This window comes from Frigidibacter sp. ROC022, assembly GCF_024723735.1.
Lineage (GTDB): Bacteria > Pseudomonadota > Alphaproteobacteria > Rhodobacterales > Rhodobacteraceae > SLM-1.
Map to the genome: position 1 here is coordinate 854,495 of NZ_JANQDU010000003.1, position 15,710 is coordinate 870,204.

General features: G+C 66.0%; 15 protein-coding genes. 8 read left to right on the plus strand and 7 right to left on the minus strand.

Going from position 1 to position 15,710, the window contains the following annotated elements:
- Position 1 precedes the first annotated feature (1 nt).
- Positions 2-1,438 carry a sulfatase-like hydrolase/transferase gene (locus tag NUW50_RS15840; RefSeq protein WP_258290107.1) on the plus strand — a complete coding sequence of 479 codons (1,437 nt, stop codon included), beginning with the start codon at positions 2-4 and terminating at the stop codon, positions 1,436-1,438.
- 19 nt (positions 1,439-1,457) lie between these two features.
- Here the strand turns inward: NUW50_RS15840 and NUW50_RS15845 are convergent, their stop codons facing one another.
- Complete coding sequence (locus tag NUW50_RS15845; RefSeq protein ID WP_258290108.1) at positions 1,458-2,195, minus strand: GntR family transcriptional regulator; 738 nt, start codon at positions 2,193-2,195, stop codon at positions 1,458-1,460.
- A 151-nt stretch (positions 2,196-2,346) separates the two neighbouring features.
- Here NUW50_RS15845 and NUW50_RS15850 point away from each other — a divergent pair, with 151 nt between their 5' ends.
- The 3 genes from NUW50_RS15850 (at position 2,347) to NUW50_RS15860 (ending at position 5,875) form a co-directional block, all read left to right on the plus strand.
- A complete protein-coding gene (locus tag NUW50_RS15850) occupies positions 2,347-3,921 on the plus strand; it encodes an ABC transporter substrate-binding protein (RefSeq protein WP_258290109.1) in 1,575 nt (524 codons plus the stop codon).
- Between the two features lie 105 nt (positions 3,922-4,026).
- Positions 4,027-4,974 (plus strand): ABC transporter permease, encoded by a 948-nt coding sequence (locus NUW50_RS15855; protein WP_258290110.1) that lies wholly within the window; start codon positions 4,027-4,029, stop codon positions 4,972-4,974.
- Positions 4,964-5,875, plus strand: coding sequence for an ABC transporter permease (locus NUW50_RS15860; RefSeq protein ID WP_258290111.1), 912 nt, complete (start codon positions 4,964-4,966; stop codon positions 5,873-5,875). The genes NUW50_RS15855 and NUW50_RS15860 overlap by 11 nt, the downstream gene beginning before the upstream one ends.
- Before the next feature lie 7 nt (positions 5,876-5,882).
- Here NUW50_RS15860 and NUW50_RS15865 read toward each other — a convergent pair whose 3' ends face one another.
- From NUW50_RS15865 to dctP, 3 genes are read right to left on the minus strand one after another with little or no spacing between them, the layout of a single operon-like run.
- Positions 5,883-7,157, minus strand: coding sequence for a TRAP transporter large permease (locus NUW50_RS15865; RefSeq protein WP_258290112.1), 1,275 nt, complete (start codon positions 7,155-7,157; stop codon positions 5,883-5,885).
- 1 nt (position 7,158) lies between these two features.
- Positions 7,159-7,641: a TRAP transporter small permease gene (locus NUW50_RS15870; protein WP_258290113.1), complete on the minus strand. Its 483-nt coding sequence runs from the start codon at positions 7,639-7,641 to the stop codon at positions 7,159-7,161.
- A gap of 57 nt (positions 7,642-7,698) precedes the next feature.
- On the minus strand, positions 7,699-8,706 hold the full coding sequence (dctP, locus tag NUW50_RS15875) for a TRAP transporter substrate-binding protein DctP (protein WP_258290114.1): 1,008 nt from the start codon (positions 8,704-8,706) through the stop codon (positions 7,699-7,701).
- Positions 8,707-8,838: 132 nt separating this feature from the next.
- Between dctP and NUW50_RS15880 the strand changes: the two genes are divergently transcribed.
- The 4 genes from NUW50_RS15880 to NUW50_RS15895 are packed head-to-tail and all read left to right on the plus strand — an operon-like array spanning position 8,839 to position 12,151.
- The gene (locus tag NUW50_RS15880; RefSeq protein WP_258290115.1) at positions 8,839-9,678 is read left to right on the plus strand and encodes an HpcH/HpaI aldolase/citrate lyase family protein; all 840 of its coding nucleotides are present in this window, start codon (positions 8,839-8,841) and stop codon (positions 9,676-9,678) included.
- Positions 9,675-10,211 (plus strand): MaoC family dehydratase, encoded by a 537-nt coding sequence (locus NUW50_RS15885; RefSeq protein ID WP_258290116.1) that lies wholly within the window; start codon positions 9,675-9,677, stop codon positions 10,209-10,211. Before NUW50_RS15880 ends, NUW50_RS15885 begins: the two co-directional genes overlap by 4 nt.
- A gap of 1 nt (position 10,212) precedes the next feature.
- The gene (locus NUW50_RS15890) at positions 10,213-11,412 is read left to right on the plus strand and encodes a CaiB/BaiF CoA transferase family protein (protein ID WP_258290117.1); all 1,200 of its coding nucleotides are present in this window, start codon (positions 10,213-10,215) and stop codon (positions 11,410-11,412) included.
- Between the two features lie 4 nt (positions 11,413-11,416).
- Complete coding sequence (locus NUW50_RS15895; protein WP_258290118.1) at positions 11,417-12,151, plus strand: GntR family transcriptional regulator; 735 nt, start codon at positions 11,417-11,419, stop codon at positions 12,149-12,151.
- A 15-nt stretch (positions 12,152-12,166) separates the two neighbouring features.
- Here NUW50_RS15895 and NUW50_RS15900 read toward each other — a convergent pair whose 3' ends face one another.
- From NUW50_RS15900 to NUW50_RS15910, 3 genes are read right to left on the minus strand one after another with little or no spacing between them, the layout of a single operon-like run.
- Positions 12,167-13,153 carry an ABC transporter permease gene (locus NUW50_RS15900; RefSeq protein ID WP_258290119.1) on the minus strand — a complete coding sequence of 329 codons (987 nt, stop codon included), beginning with the start codon at positions 13,151-13,153 and terminating at the stop codon, positions 12,167-12,169.
- Positions 13,150-14,130 carry an ABC transporter permease gene (locus NUW50_RS15905; protein ID WP_258290120.1) on the minus strand — a complete coding sequence of 327 codons (981 nt, stop codon included), beginning with the start codon at positions 14,128-14,130 and terminating at the stop codon, positions 13,150-13,152. Before NUW50_RS15905 ends, NUW50_RS15900 begins: the two co-directional genes overlap by 4 nt.
- Complete coding sequence (locus NUW50_RS15910; protein WP_258290121.1) at positions 14,127-15,647, minus strand: sugar ABC transporter ATP-binding protein; 1,521 nt, start codon at positions 15,645-15,647, stop codon at positions 14,127-14,129. The genes NUW50_RS15905 and NUW50_RS15910 overlap by 4 nt, the downstream gene beginning before the upstream one ends.
- Positions 15,648-15,710 lie beyond the last annotated feature (63 nt).

A 15,710-nucleotide genomic window follows, 5' to 3' on the forward strand; every position in this document is an offset into this window, starting at 1 on the left:
AATGCACCAGCCCAATATCGTTGTCGTTCTCGTGGACCAGATGCGGCGCGATGCCTTGAGCTGCATGGGCGATCCGAACCTGCGCACCCCGCATATCGATGCGCTGGCCGCGCGCGGGATGCAGTTCACTGCGGCCAATTCGACCTTTCCGGCCTGCGTGCCGTTCCGCTTCTCCATGATGACCGGCCACTATGCCCACAGCCGCAATGTGCCGGCGCTCGGCTATCGGCTGTCGCCGGCCGAACGCACCCTGGGCGAGGCGGTCGCGGGGCAGGGCTATGCCACCGCCTATATCGGCAAATGGCATCTCTATTCCGCCTACGGTGTCAGCGGCGGGTTGAACCTGTCCCAGGCGGCGCGCTGCCCGATCCCGTCCACGCACCGGCGAGGGTTCGACTATTGGCGAGGGTTCGAACTGCGCAACGACTTCTATGACACCTGGCTGTTTTCCGACGACGACCCCGAGCCGGAACACCTGGAAGGCCATCAGACCGATCTGCTGTTCGAGCGGGCCTTCCGCTACATCGAGCAGGACCGCCCGGGGGATACGCCATTCTTCCTGATGCTCTCGGTCGAAGCACCGCATCCGCCCTTCATGGCGACGCCCGAACATCTGGCGCGGGTCCGGGCGCGGGGGCCCTGGAAACCGCGACCGAACACCGACATGGGCGCGATCGAGTTCTTTCCGCCCGAATGGTACGATCCGACCGGACCGGCGGGGGCGATCGACGATGCCGACCCGGCGACGATCGCGCCGGTCTTCGAAGCCAACATGCAGGCCTACTCGGCGATGATCGAGCAGATCGACGACCAGATGGGCCAATTGGACGCCTGCCTGAAACGGGCCGGGCTGGATCAGGACACCATCGTGATCTTCCTCTCCGATCACGGAGAACTGGCGGGCAGCCACGGGCAGCTTGGCAAGGCGCAGCCCTGGGAGGAATCGGTCGGCGTGCCCTTGATCGTGGCCGGGCCGGGGATCGGGCAGGGGCGGCGCTCGGGCCTTCCGCTCTGCACCGAGGACCTGTTCCCGACCTTCCTCGGTCTTGCCGGCGGCCGCGATGACGGCGTGCCGGGACTGGACCTCGCGCCTTTCCTTCGGGGAGGACCCGAACCGGAACGGGACGGGGTTCTGCTGGAGTTCGTGACCGAGACCCGGCCGGGACGGGGCTACTATGACGAGACCTGGCGCGGCATCCGGACCCGCCGGCACAAGTATACCGTCCTGGGAGATCGCAGCGGCGCCCGGCCCTGGCAGCTGTTCGACCTGGAGGCCGATCCGTTCGAGAAGACCAACCTGGTCGATGATCCCGCGGCGCGGGAGGTCGCCGCCGATCTGCACCGCCGGCTCGGCGCCCTGCTGCTGGAAACCGGTGACGACTACGCTCTGGGGCCGGCCTTCGGCGTTCCCGGCCAGGGCTGCGTGGCCCCCGCCTGACCGGAGCGGGCGCGGAGCCTCAGACCGCCTTGTGGTTCTCTTCGATCTTCCGGAGCTGTTCGACCAGATCCTCGTAATCGACCGCGCGGGTGTATTCGAGGATGTGGATTTCCATCAGCCGGTTGTACTTGTCGCGGTCGCCGGCACGCAGCGCCGCGATCACGTCATCATGTTCGGCGACGATGCCCTTCACCGGCTTGCGCAGCGTGGCGAGGCCGAAGATGATCGTGAGCTGGCGCGACAGGGGTTCCCAACTGCGCACCAGCACATCGTTGCCGGACAGCTGGCAAAGACAGCGGTGGAACTCGGTATCCAGCTTGGCGACACCGAAACTGTCTTCGGCATCCGCCGCGGCATGCATCCGCGCCAGGATGTGTTCCAGCGGCCCGGTATCCGCCAGGCCTTCCTTGATCCGCCCGATCGCCTCGGCCCCGGCAAGCTGTTCCAGCGCCAGCCGGACCCTGAGGATTTTCTCCAGCCCGTGGATATCGACACTCATCAGCCGCATGCCCCGGTAGCGCTCGCTGACCACGACCGACTGGCTTTCCAGCAGGCGCAGAGCCTCGCGCACCGGGATGCGGCTGACATTCAGGGCCCGGGCGACCTCGGCCTCGACGATCCGGTCGCCAGGCAGGAATTCACCCCGCGCGGTGGCCTCTACGATGGCGTCGACGACCTGATCGACCAGGGTCTTGGTCTGCAACGGGGCAAGGCGTGACAGGCCCTTGCGCTCCTTTTTCGCGGCGATCTCGGCCATGCTTCGCGAATCCCTTGACATAAATTGGCGGGGCGAACATCGTATACGATAATACGATCCTCGCGCGATTAGTGTCGATATACTGACATTGGTCTGAATCGACAAGCAGTCGACAGACGGGGGCAAATCCAGCAAGGGAGGACTCAAAGCAATGAATATCCACAGAAAACTGGCATCGGGGCTCAGGTCGTTGAGCGCTGTCGGTGTCATCGCTCTGGCTGCGGCATTTTCGCCCGCTCCAGCGCAGGCGCAGGTCAAGGGCGGTGAACTGGTCGTCGTTCAGGGGTCGAACCCGCCCAGCCTGGACGGCATGTCGACCTCGTCCCAGGCGTCGCGCAACATCAACATGAACATCTACGAGACGCTGTATGGCTTCAGCGAGGACATCAAGCCGATCCCGATCCTGGCCGAAGGGGTCGATATCTCGGAAGACGGTCTGACCTATGTGTTCACGCTGCGCAAAGGCGTGCTGTTCCACAACGGCGACGAGATGAACGCCCGCGACGTGAAGGCCTCGCTGGAACGTTATCGCCGGGTCGGGGCGACCAAGAACCTGCTGGCCCCGGTCAAGGACATCGAGATCACCGGCGAGTATGAAGTCACCTTCCACATGGTCGAGCCGACGCCGACCTTCCTCGAAGCCTTCTCCTCGCCGCGCGCCCCGGCGATCATCATCCCTGAAGAGGATGGCGATACCGAAGCCGGCAAGAACAGCTTCATCGGCACCGGGCCCTACAAGTTCGTCGAATATGTCCCCGACGACCATGTGACCATCGAACGGTTCGACGACTATTCGCAGGACCTGCGCTCGGACGGCATCGACGGGTTCGGCGGCAAGAAGACCGCCTGGCTTGACCGGGTGATCTTCCGGATCATTCCGGAGCCGGGTGCCCAGGTCGCGGCGCTCGAGGCCGGCGAGGTGGATATCCTCGAACAGATTCCGATGCCCGCCGCGCGGCGTCTGGAATCCGATCCGGATATCGTCCTGCACGAGAACGCCCGCTGGGCCTTCACCACCTTCATCTTCAACACCAATGTGCCGCCCAGTGACAACGTGAAGTTCCGCGAAGCCGTGCAGGTGGCGCTGAACATGGAAGAGATCATGGCGATCTCCTCGGAAGGGCTCTACACCCTGAACCACCGCTGGCAGTACGAGGGCACGACCTATGATCCGGGCCAGATCGGCGCCGAATACTACAACCAGGCCGACACCGAACGCGCCAAGGCGCTGCTGGAGGAAGCCGGGTACAACGGCGAGGAGTTCGTGATCCTGACCGACTCCAACATCCCGCAGCACGGCCGTTCGGCGGTTGTGATCGCGGAACAGCTGAAGGCCATCGGCATCAACGCGGTGATCAACCAGGTGGACTGGCCGACCGCGCTGAACATCCGGATGCAGGACGAAGGCTGGAACGGCTGGACCCTGCAAATGGGGATCGAGCCCTATCTCGGGCCGGTCGGGCTGATCGCCACGCTGACCTCTCCGGCACGTCCGCATTTCGTCAAACCCGATCCCGAGCTTGATGCGCTCTATCAGGAACTGATCAAGGGCGAGACGGTCGAGGCGCGGCAGGAGACCTTCAAGAAGATCCAGACCCGGCTCTACGAGATCTTCGCGATCATCAAGGTCGGCGACTCGGGCCTGATGCATGCGTCGCGCGCCAGCGTGAAAGGGTTCATCCCGTTCCGCTTCCCGCGGGTCTATGACATCTGGCTGGAAGACTGAGGCCCCTTGCCATGACGACCAGCGGCGCCAGCCCTCCCGGCGCCGCTGGTTCTTTCCGGACCACCAGGCGGTCCGCCAACCCCCGAAACCGGTAGATCGAGCGAGATGATCCGATTTCTGGCCTATCGACTTCTCAGCGCCATTCCGGTGCTCTTCGTCGTTTCGCTCGTCACCTTTCTCATCATGTGGCTGGTTCCGGGCGACATCTCGGCAGAGATCGGCGGGATCGACGCGACGCCGGCGGACCTTGCCGCGATCCGCGAGCGTCTGGGGCTCGACCGGCCGCTCTGGGAGCGGGCGCTGAACTGGTACGGCGCCCTGTTTCAAGGCGACCTGGGGCAATCCTACACGCTGAACCGTTCGGTTCTGGGCGCGGTGATGGAGCGTCTTCCGGTGACGCTCTCGCTGGCCGCCATCGCGTTGATGCTGGCGACCCTGATGGGGATGCTCCTCGGCATCCTGGCCTCGGTCCGGCACAACACCTGGCTGGATCAGGGCGCGATGGTGACGGCGCTGATCGGCCTGTCGATCCCGGACTTCTGGTTCGGCATCGTGATGATCATCCTCTTCGGCGTCTGGCTGGGCTGGCTGCCGACCGGCGGCTTCGTGCCGCTTTCCGAAGACCCCGTCGGCTGGGCCCGCAGCATGGTGCTGCCCTCGCTGACCCTGGCGATCACCCAGATGGGCGTGATTGCCCGGATGACCCGCTCGGCGATGCTGGACGTGCTGGGGCAGGACTACATCCGCACCGCCCGCGCCAAGGGGATGCGGGCCCGCACGGTGATCTTCCGGCACGGGCTGCGCAACGCGATGATCCCGATCATCACCGTGGTCGGCGTGCTCAGCGGGGTGCTGCTGTCCGGCGCCGTGGTGATCGAGACGGTGTTCTCGCTGCCCGGGGTGGGCCGGCTGATCATCGGCGCGATCCAGCGCCGCGACTTCCCGATCATCCAGGGCGGATTGCTGATCACCGCCTGCGTCTTCGTCTTTGTCAACATCTTGGTCGACATGGCCTATGCCTGGTTCGACCCGAGGGGCCGCGATGACAGCTGAGGCCAACCCGGATACCCTGTCGATCGGTCAGGAAATCAAGCTGGCGCGGCGCCGCCGCAGGCTGACCTTCGCCCGCCGTCTGCTGACCCATCCATCCTTTCTGGTCGGCTTCGTCATCCTGGTTCTGTTCACCCTGACGGCGCTTCTGGCCGATGTCCTGGCGCCTTACGGCCCGACCAAGATCAACTACCGCTCGATCCTGGCGCCGCCCTCGGCCGAGTTCTGGTTCGGCACCGACGCCTATGGCCGCGACGTGCTGAGCCGGGTCATCTACGGCACCAGGGTCTCGTTGCGGATCGGCGTCTTCGTCGTGGTGATGACCGGTATCCTGGGCACGCTGCTGGGCACCCTAGCGAGCTATGTCAAATGGCTCGACGGGCTGATCATGCGCTCGCTCGACGGGTTGATGGCCTTTCCCGGGGTGCTGCTGGCGATTGCGCTGGCCGCGGCGCTCGGCCCGTCGGAGGTCAACGCGATCATCGCCCTGACCGTCACCTTCACCCCGCGTACCGCGCGGATCGTCCGGGCCAGCGTGATCGTGGTGCAGGGGATGCAGTTCATCGAGGCCGCCCATGCCGTGGGTGCCAGCCATGCGCGGGTCATCTTCCGCTATATCCTGGCCAATGCCCTGTCGCCGCTGATCGTGCAGCTGACCTTCGTCTTTGCCGTCTCGATCGTGGCCGAGGCGATCCTCAGCTTCCTGGGCGTCGGTCCGCCGCCGCCGGCGCCCTCGCTGGGCAACATCATCGCCGACGGGCGCAGCAACATCCAGGAAGCCTGGTGGATCGCGGTCTTTCCCGGCCTGATCATCGCGGTGGCGGTCCTGGGGCTGAACCTGATGGGCGACGGTCTGCGCGACATCCTCGACCCGCGCCACAGCGGCGCCCGCGACAAGACCTGACGCGGTCCTAGTCCAGCACGAAATCGGGCAGCATCAGCGAGAGCTGCGGGAAGAACGTCACCGCGACCAGCAGCACAGCCATCAGTGCCAGGAATGGCAATATCCCCCGCATGACCTCGGTGACCGGCGCCTTGGCGACGCTGGACAGGACAAAGAGGTTCAGCCCGACCGGCGGTGTCAGCATCGCCATCTCGATATTGATCACCACGATGATCGCGTAATGCACCGGGTCGATCCCGAATTGCTGGAACAGCGGCAGCACCAGCGGGACCGTGATCAGCACGATCGACAGCCCTTCCAGCACCATGCCCAGCAGCAGCATCGACAGGTTCATCATGATCAGGAACTGCCAGCCCTTCAGGTCGATCTCGTTGACGAACTCGACCAGCCGCGCCGGCATCCGGGTCTCGGTCAGCCAGTGGCCGAAGAGCTGCGCCGCGACGACGATCATGATGATCGCGGCCGAGCGGCGCATCGCCACGGCCGTGATCGGCACCACTTCGCGCAGGCTGCAGCCCCGGTAGACCAGCAGGCTGACCAGGATGGCCAGGAAGGCGGCCAGCCCGGCGGCCTCGGCGATCGTCGCATAGCCGCCGTAGATGCCGACAAAGATCACCACCGGGATCAGCACAGCCGGGACCGCGTTCCAATTGGCCCTGAGAAACTCGGACAGGCTGGGCGCCTCCAGCCGGGGCAGTTGCTTGCGAGTGCCGTAGATCAGGATATAGGCGACGAAGAGCGAGCCCTGCAGCAGGCCCGGCACGATGCCGGCCAGGAACAGCCGCGGGATCGAGGCCTCGGCGATCAGGCCGTAGATCACCAGGATGATCGAGGGCGGGATCAGGATGCCCAGCGTGCCCGAGGCGCCGACCACGCCAAGCGCGAAGGGCCGGTCATAGCCCCGCGCCAGCATCGCCGGAACCAGGATCGTCGCCATCGCCAGTGCCGTCGCCACCGATGAGCCCGAGACCGCGGCAAAGACCGTGGTCGCGCCGACGCAGGTCAGCGCCAGTCCGCCGCGCAGCCGGCCGAGCCAGACCTCGGCCATCTCGATGAGGCTCTTGGCGATGCCGCCGCGTTCCATGAACTGCGCCGCGATGACAAAGAAGGGCACCGCCAGGATCGTCTCGCCGTTCAGCTTGTCGATGGCGACCTGCGCCACCGAGATGCCGGGCGTGTTCCCGGTCCAGAGCAGCACCAGCGACAGCCCGCCCAGGGCGGCAAAGATCGGGATGCCGAGAAACAGAAGCGCCAGCAGGCCGGCGAAGACGGCGGCCAGCATCTCAGACCTCGCCCGCGGTCGCCATCGGGCCGCGGCGTATGAGAGAGACCAGCTCCACCACGTAGCGGATGCTGCAGGCGGCCATCGAGACGGGCAGCGCGGCATAGAACCAGGCGGTCGGAATCTGCAGGAAGGAGGGGCCGCGTTCGTCCCAGGCCAGCGCGAAGGCGACGACCTTGGTGCCGAACCAGGTCAGCGCGATGCAGAAGGCCAGACCGGCGAGGGAGGCCAGGATATTCGCGAAATGGACGAATCTCGGTCCGGTCAGCCGCAGGAAGAAATCGGCCCGGATATGCTCGCCATTCGCGACGCAGGCGGCCGAGGAGATCAGCAGCGCCCAGGCGACCAGATAGGTCGTGATTTCCTGAATCCAGCCGCCGCTCAACGGTGAGGAGATCAGCCGCAGCACCATGCCGGACAGAAACAGCAGCAGCGCCGCAAGGGCCAGGACCGCGCCGAGATAGGCTTCGATGGATTTCCACATGGGCGGAACCCTCTGTTCGGATGGAAGAGGGGGCGGCGCCGGGCCGCCCCCCGTGGGTCAGTCGCCCAGAACCGCAGCGGCGCGGGCCACGAAGTCGGGGTCCATGCGGGTGGCCGCGACGATCTCGTCCTGCCGGGCCAGCAGCCGGGCGCGGAAGGCGGCAAGCTCTTCTTCCGAGGCCTGCACGGCCTGGATCCCGTTGGCGATGCCTTCGGCGCGGGCATCGATCTGGCGCGAGGCGGCCAGCTTGCGCGCGTCGTCCACGGTGTCGGCCCAGCTGTCGAGCACGATCTGCTGCAACTCCGGCCCCAGCTTGTCCCAGGTCGGCTTGCCCACCATCGGCACGTAGACGAGGAAGTTCTCCTGCGTGTCGATCGCGTATTTCAGGCCGGACTCCCACAGCTTGGCGCTGCGGATCGTCTCATGCGTGGTGTTCAGCCCGTCGATGCTGTGCTGCGCCAGGGCGATCGGCACGTCGGCAAAGCTGATCGCCACCGATTCGACGCCCATTTCCTCGTAGCGCACCTTCGAGGCCGGGCTGCCCGGCACCCGTAGCCGCAGACCGTCAAGCGCTGCCAGCGAGGTCGCCGGAACGTCTGTCGTGAAGATCGAGGTATGGCCAAGGTCGAGATAGGGCCCGAGGACCTTCACCCCCAGTTTCGCTTCGATCTCGGCATTGAGTTCGGCGCCGACCTCGCCGTCGATCACCGCATGGACCTCGTCGGCCGAGCGGCCATAGAACATCGGCAGGTCGAGCAGCCCGGTGTCAGGAACCACGCTGCTGAGATAGAGGATGATCGGCACCCCCATCTCGACCCCGCCTTGGGCCAGCGCCTTGGGCACGTCGGGGCCCTTGAACAGCTGCGAGGAGGGGAACACCTGCACGTCGAGCTTGCCCTCGGTCCGCTCTTTCAGGGTTTTGACGAACTCCTCCAGCGCGATGTTGCGGACGTGGTTCGGCCCGGTGTTGAGCGTGATCCTGAACGGGATCTCCTCTGCGTGAAGCGCCGGGGCCGCCGCCATCGCCAGGGCCGCAGCTGCGGCCAGAGCACCAAATACCTTCATCTCTTCCTCCCTTGAGTTTTCGGTCCTTGAAGTCTCGCGTTTCGGGGTGGGCCGGATCGACCGGCTCTTGACAACGGACAATAAGACGGAAAATTTATACGGACAACCAAATAAATTGGTGGAGACCAACAGGTGCCGGCCAGAAGCCTTCTGTTTACCCCAGCAACGCGGCTGGACCGTCTTGCCAGGGCGATGGCGGCCGGGCCGGACTGGGTGGCGCTCGATCTCGAAGACGGTGTCGGCCCGGGCGACAAGGCTTCGGCCCGCGAGGCGCTCTCGGTCTTTGCCCGTGACGAGCTGAGGCCCCGGGCAGACCGGGTCGCGGTGCGGATCAACGCGCTGTCCACGGCCGAGGGCATCCGTGACATGGCCGCGATGCTGGACTGGCCGATCTGGCCGGGGATGCTGATCCTGCCCAAGGTCTCGGCGCCTTCCGAGGTGGCGCAGGTGCTGGCGCTGGCGGCTGATTGCGGGCAGGCGCCGGTGATCATGGCGGTGCTGGAGACCGCGGAAGGGATCGCCAATGCCGAGCCGATCGCCCGCGCCCTGCCCGGGAGCGGCGTGCTGGCCTATGGTTCGGCCGACCACATGGCCGAGACCGGCGGCGAGATGTCGGCGCCCTCGCTGGCCTGGGCGCGTGGCCGGATCGTCAACGCGGCGGCTCTGGCGGGCATCCCGGCGATCGATGGGGTCTGGCTGGACTATCGCGATGCGGAAGGGCTGACGGCCGAGGCGCAGCTTGCCAAGTCCATGGGATTTGCCGGTAAGATCGCCATCCATCCCGACCAGATCGCCCCGATCAACTCGGTATTCTCTCCGACCGGGGCCGAGGTGGAATCGGCGCGGGCGCTGCTGGCGGCATCCGAGGCGGCCGGGGGCGGGGCGTTCTCTCACAATGGAAAGATGGTGGACGCGCCGGTTCTGGCCCGCGCCCGCCGGATCGTCGAGACATGCAACAGGAGCAAGACATGACCCGTCACCTCAACGGAATGACACATGTGGAAGGGCAGAGGTTCCGCGAGGATCCGGGGCTGAACTACGAGGATTTCGAAGTCGGCGACATCTACGAACACTGGCCCGGCCGGACGGTGACCGAGACCGACAACATCTGGTTCACCAACCTGACGATGAATACCCATCCGCTGCATTTCGACCTGAACTATGCGGCGCAGTCCGAATTCGGCAAACCCCTGGTCAATTCCACCTTCACGGTTGCCCTGGTGGCGGGAATGGCGGTGTCCGCATCCAGCCAGAAGGCGATTGCCAACCTGGGTTGGGAAGAGATCAAGCTGCCGGCGCCGGTCTTTGTCGGCGACACGCTCTATGCCGAGACCGAGGTTCTGGGAAAGCGCGATTCCAAGTCCCGTCCCGGCGCCGGGATCGTGCGGGTCCGGCATTCGGGCAAGAACCAGGACGGGGTCTATGTGCTGCACATGATCCGGTCCTTCCTCTCGACCCGCGCCGGGCATTCGGTCGTCGATATCGTGCGCGGCGGGTTGGGCTGAGATGGCGCCGCCGCTGTCAGGACTGCGGGTGCTCGCGGTCGAGCAATACGGGGCCGGTCCGTTCGGCACCCAGCATCTGGCCGATCTCGGTGCCGAGGTCATCAAGATCGAGAACCGGGCCACCGGCGGCGACTATGCCCGCAGTCTCGGCCCGTTCTTCGTCGAAGGCGCCGAGGCCGACGAGGGCAGCCTGTTCTTCCAGTCGATCAACCGCAACAAGAAGAGCCTGACACTCGACCTGGGCAACCGCGAGGCGCAGGCGGTGCTGCACCGGCTGGTGGCCACGGCCGATGCGGTGGCCGACAACCTGCGCGGCGACGTGCCGGAACGGCTGGGCCTGACCTATGCGCAGTTGAAAGAGGCCAACCCGGCCATCGTCTGCGCCCATTGCTCGGCCTACGGGAGGACGGGGGAACGTGCCGACTGGCCCGGCTATGATTTCCTGATGCAGGCCGAAGCCGGCTATTTCCACATGTCGGGAGAACCGGATACCCCGCCGACCCGCATGGGCCTGTCGATCGTCGATTTCATGGCCGGGAATTCGATGGCCCTGGGCCTTGTCTCGGCAGTGCTGGCGGCGCGCGAGAGCGGGATCGGCCGGGATGTCGATGTCAATCTCTACGATACCGCGCTGTTCAACCTCAGCTACCTGGCCACATGGACGCTGAACAGCCTGTATGATCCGGCCCGCGTGTCGCGCTCGGCCCATGCCACTGTCGTGCCCTGCCAGCTGTTCCGGACCGGCGACGGCTGGATCTACATCATGTGCAACAAGGAAAAGTTCTGGACCGCGCTCTGCAAGGCCATCGACCGGCCCGAACTGGCCGCCGATCCGGCCTATGCGACCTTTGCCGACCGCGCCGGGCGGCGCGAGGAACTGACCCGGATACTGGACAGCGCCCTTCAGGCCCGCACCACCGCGGACTGGCTGCAACGCCTGCAGGGCGTGGTTCCTGTCGCCCCGGTCCGCACCCCGCGCGAGGCGTTGATGGACCCGGCCCTGCGCGAGACGGGGCGGGTCGAGACGCTGGAGCTTCCCGGCGGCGCGGCCTTCGACGTGCTTGCCTCACCATTGGATGCAGGCGATAAACCCCCATCCAGGCCCTGTCCTCCCATGGGAACGAACACCGATGAAATTCTCGACTCCGCCGGTTTTTCCGAAGCCGAGATCCGCGACCTGCACCGGCGCGGCATAGTCTGACGGGATGCCCGGCAAGCCTTCCAAATACCGGTTGATCGCCGATCACCTGATGGAGGAAATCCGCAAGGGCCGTCATCCGGTCGGCGGTCTGCTGCCAACCGAGTCCGAATTGATGCAGGCCTATGGTGTCAGCCGCCACACGGTGCGCATGGCGGTCCAGGAACTGCGCAGCCGCGGCGCGGTCGCCTCGCGGCAGGGGCAGGGCTCGACGGTGGTCTCGACAAGCGGGCACGGGCGGCTGACCGAGACCATCAGTTCGATCGAAGACCTCGTCGCCTTCGGCCAGGACACCCGGCGCGAATTCCTGTCGAGCCGGATCGTCACGGTGGATGAGGCGCTGGCGGCCCGGCTGGGCTGCCGGATCGGGCGCCGCCTTGTCGAGGTGCTGATGCTGCGCAAGGCCGCCGATACCGGTGACCGGCCGGTGGCGCTGGTGACCCTGTGGCTGGATATCGTGCTGGAACCGGCGGTCGAGGACCTCGGCCAGGTCCAGAAATCCGCGGCCGAGGTCATCGAGAACCGCTTCGGCTTGAAGGTGGAAACGGTGGCGCAGACCATCGAGGCGGCGCTGCTGACCGCCGATCAGGCCCGGGATCTGGGCGCCGAACCGGGCGACCCGGCGCTGGTCGTGCGCCGCGACTATGCGACCGCACCGGACGCCGATCCGTTCCTGATCGCCCATTCCATCTGCCGCGCGGATGCCTTCAAGGTCCAGTCGCGCTTCAGCTATCAGGCCTGAGACATCGGCCCGCGCTCAGACGCTGCGCGGCCCGCGCCCATAGGCCAGGAGCATTGCCAGGATCACCACCCCGTAGATCATCTGCCGGCCTGCTTCGGGCATCTGCATCACCGAGAGGATCGATTGCAGAAGCGTGATCAGGATCACCCCGGCGACGGTGCCCAGATAGGACCCCTTGCCGCCGAGGATCGAGGTGCCGCCCAGCACCACCGACGCGATGGCCGGCAGCAGATAGGCATTGCCCATCGACTGCGCCGCCTTCGACGCATAGCCGGCCAGCAGGACGCCGGCGAAGGCCGACAGCGCCCCGGCCAGGACAAAGGCCAGCAGCACCACGCGGCGGGTGCCGATGCCCGAAAGATAGACGGCCCGTTCGTTGTTTCCGATGCCGTAGAGCGTGCGCCCGAAGGCGGTCCTGCCCAGCAGGAACGAGATTGCCACCGCGACCAGCGCCCAGACCAGGATGGCATTGGGAACCCCCGGGATCAGCACTCCGGTCGCCAGCCAGCGCATCGCGTCCGAGGCCGAATCCTGCGGCGAGAAGCCGCCCGAATAGACCACCATCAACCCCTGCGCGACGACATTGGTGGACAGCGTGACGATCATCGCCGGTATCCGGAGATAGGCGACCCCGATCCCGTTGAACAGGCCGAACAGCGCGCCTGTCAGGATGCCGGCGGGCACGGCCAGCGCGGTGCCGACTGGGCCGAACCCGGTCGCGGCGCAGGCCATCATTGCTCCCGCGGTCAGAACCCAGGGGATCGACAGGTCGATATGCCCCAGCAGGATGACCAGCATCACCCCGGAAGCGGCGATGCCCAGAAAGGCCGCGACCTTCATCTGCTGGATCAGATAGGTCGCGGTCAGGAAGTTCGACGAATAGAAGCTGCCGATCAGCAGCAGCACGATGATGCAGGCAAAGGCGGTGGCCACTGCCGGATCGAAGCGACGTTTGAAGGCTTCGACGAACCCCGGGCGGTCCTGCTGTTGAAAGTCGCTCATTCGAACCAGTCCAATCGGTTGCGGACACGAAGCAGGGCGATGGCTCCGATCGAGATCGCCAGCACCAGGAAGACGCCCTGCAGCAGCGGCTGCCAGAGCGCATCGACATCGAAGACGAACAGCATGTCGCCGATGGTGCGCGCGGTGAAGGCGCCGAACACCGCCCCGACGGCACTGCCGCGCCCGCCATAGAGCGACACCCCGCCCAGGACCACCGCCGCGATCGACCACAACGTGTAGCCGTCACCGCTCGCATAGGCCGCCTCGCCGGTATAGGTGTAGAAGGTCAGGAACAGCCCGCCGAGTGAGCCGAACAGCCCGGCCAGCACATAGGCTGCGAACTTGCAGCGGTGGATCGGCACACCGGACATGTATGCGGCGACTTCGGACGATCCGGCGGCAAAGGCGCCACGGCCCAGAGGTGAACCGCGAAACGGCACCCAGAGAACAAGCAGCGCCCCGGCCAGCAGGATCAGACTCGTCGGCACCACACCGAATATCTGGCCGGTCATGGCGTCGGCCAGGTCCTCGTTCACGCTGCCGCCCGGATAGGGCCGCAGGATCAACGCCAGGCCAAAGAAGATCGCCCCGGTGGCGATCGTGGTGATGATCGGCTGCAGGCGGCCATAGATCACGATGGCGCCGTTCAGTGCCCCGCATAGGATGCCCGAGCCCAGGACGCCCAGCACCCCCAGACCGGTCTGCATCGGCGTGCCGACGACGATCCAGGAGGCAATGCAATTGGTCAGGACCAGCACCATCCCGACCGACAGGTCGATCCCGCCGGTGATGACCACAAGTGCCTGCGCCACCACGACAAAGGCCAGAAGCACGCCCTTGTTCGCCGCGGTCTGCGCGACATTGGCGGTAAGGCCGACGGGATGGTTTGCGATATAGATCACGAACATCGCCAGAAAGACCGCGATGGCAATCAGGGTGCCGCGGCGCTCGGCGATCCAGTAACGCGATTCGTTCATGCTGTGGTCTCCGCCACGCTGTCATCCAGGTTCATCGCGCTGGCGACCAGCGCATGTTCGGTCAGCTCCTCGCCGGCCAGCTCGCTGCGGATACGCCCGTCGTAGAGCACCAGGACACGGTCGCAGCAGCCGATCAGCTCGTCGTAGTCGGTCGAATAGAACAGGATCGCCGCACCCTCGGCGGCCAGCTTGCGCATCAGCTGATAGATTTCCTGCTTGGTGCCGACGTCGATGCCGCGGGTCGGGTCGTTCAGCAGGATGATCCGGGGCGCCCGCATCAGCCATTTGGCGATCACCACCTTCTGCTGGTTGCCGCCCGACAATGCGCCGACCGGCAGGTCGAGCCCGCCGGTCTTGATGGCCAGCAGCCGCACCATTTCGTCGATCAGCTGCTGCTCCTGCCTGCGGTCCACGACTCCGGCCCTTGTGACCCGGTCGAGCGCCGCGAAGGACAGGTTCTGACGCACCGACATCGGCAACATCAGGCCCTCGGTCTTGCGGTCCTCGGGGATCAGCGCCATGCCGACCGCTTCCGAGCGGGCGGCGGCGGGGCTGGTCAGGTTGACAGGTTTGCCCGCCACCAGGATGTCGCCCTCGAGCCCGCGCAGGACGCCGAACAGCGCCAGCAGCAGCTCGCGCTGGCCCTGGCCATCCAGGCCGCCCAGCCCGATCACCTCACCTTCGCGCAGGGTGAAGGAGATGTCCGACAGCCGGCCGTTCCAGCCCAGGTTGCGGGTTTCGAGCACCGGTCTGGCGTCGGCAGGTACCGGCGCGCGTTCGGGGAAGGCGGCGCTGTATTCCCGGCCGATCATCATCTCGATGACCTCGGCGTCGCTGCGCGTTCCCTGATCGTAACTCGATACATTGTGCCCGTTGCGAAAGACGGTGCAGCGGTCCGCCAGTTCGGCGATCTCGTTCATCCGGTGCGAGATGTAGAGCAGCGCCAGCCCTTCGCTGCGCAGCCGCTTGAGCACGTCATAGATGCGGCCGACATCCGCCGCGGTCAGCGCCGAAGTCGCCTCGTCCAGGATCAGGATGCGCGGATTGCGGGCCAGGGCCTTGGCGATCTCGACCATCTGCCGGCGCGACAGCGGCAGGTCCTTCACCAGGGCGCGCGGATGGATGTCGCTGGCGCCGGCCCGGGCCAGGGCGGCCTCGGCGATTCGGCGCTGTTCGGCGCGGTCGATCATTCCGAAGCGCATCGGCGGATTGGATATGACGATGTTGTCGGCGACGCTGAGCTCGGGGATCAGCGACAGCTCCTGGAAGACGCAGACGACGCCGGCCGCATTTGCCGCCGCCGGCGAGGCAAAGTGCATTTCCTTGCCATCCAGAAGGATCCGCCCCTCATCTGCCGGAACAACGCCCGACAACACCTTGATCAGCGTGGATTTTCCCGCGCCATTCTCGCCCAGTATGGCGTGGATCGATCCGGCCTCGACTTCCAGATCAGCGCCTGACAGCGCCGTGACACCGCCATAGCGTTTCGAAATGCCTTCCATGGTCAGAAGCGGCACGCAATTCTCCCGTCGCAACCTGTCGTCCGGTCCGGCGCCGCGCGGGGCGGCGCCGGCTCGAGC

Excerpts from the sequence above, each read along its gene's own strand:
- NUW50_RS15870 (WP_258290113.1), bottom strand. The coding sequence starts at position 7,641 with ATGTGGAAATCCATCGAAGCCTATCTCGGCGCGGTCCTGGCCCTTGCG.
- NUW50_RS15905 (WP_258290120.1), bottom strand. The coding sequence starts at position 14,130 with ATGAACGAATCGCGTTACTGGATCGCCGAGCGCCGCGGCACCCTGATT.
- NUW50_RS15850 (WP_258290109.1), top strand. The coding sequence starts at position 2,347 with ATGAATATCCACAGAAAACTGGCATCGGGGCTCAGGTCGTTGAGCGCT.
- NUW50_RS15885 (WP_258290116.1), top strand. The coding sequence starts at position 9,675 with ATGACCCGTCACCTCAACGGAATGACACATGTGGAAGGGCAGAGGTTC.
- NUW50_RS15840 (WP_258290107.1), top strand. The coding sequence starts at position 2 with ATGCACCAGCCCAATATCGTTGTCGTTCTCGTGGACCAGATGCGGCGC.
- NUW50_RS15895 (WP_258290118.1), top strand. The coding sequence starts at position 11,417 with ATGCCCGGCAAGCCTTCCAAATACCGGTTGATCGCCGATCACCTGATG.
- NUW50_RS15855 (WP_258290110.1), top strand. The coding sequence starts at position 4,027 with ATGATCCGATTTCTGGCCTATCGACTTCTCAGCGCCATTCCGGTGCTC.
- dctP (WP_258290114.1), bottom strand. The coding sequence starts at position 8,706 with ATGAAGGTATTTGGTGCTCTGGCCGCAGCTGCGGCCCTGGCGATGGCG.
- NUW50_RS15845 (WP_258290108.1), bottom strand. The coding sequence starts at position 2,195 with ATGGCCGAGATCGCCGCGAAAAAGGAGCGCAAGGGCCTGTCACGCCTT.
- NUW50_RS15900 (WP_258290119.1), bottom strand. The coding sequence starts at position 13,153 with ATGAGCGACTTTCAACAGCAGGACCGCCCGGGGTTCGTCGAAGCCTTC.
- NUW50_RS15860 (WP_258290111.1), top strand. The coding sequence starts at position 4,964 with ATGACAGCTGAGGCCAACCCGGATACCCTGTCGATCGGTCAGGAAATC.
- NUW50_RS15890 (WP_258290117.1), top strand. The coding sequence starts at position 10,213 with ATGGCGCCGCCGCTGTCAGGACTGCGGGTGCTCGCGGTCGAGCAATAC.
- NUW50_RS15865 (WP_258290112.1), bottom strand. The coding sequence starts at position 7,157 with ATGCTGGCCGCCGTCTTCGCCGGCCTGCTGGCGCTTCTGTTTCTCGGC.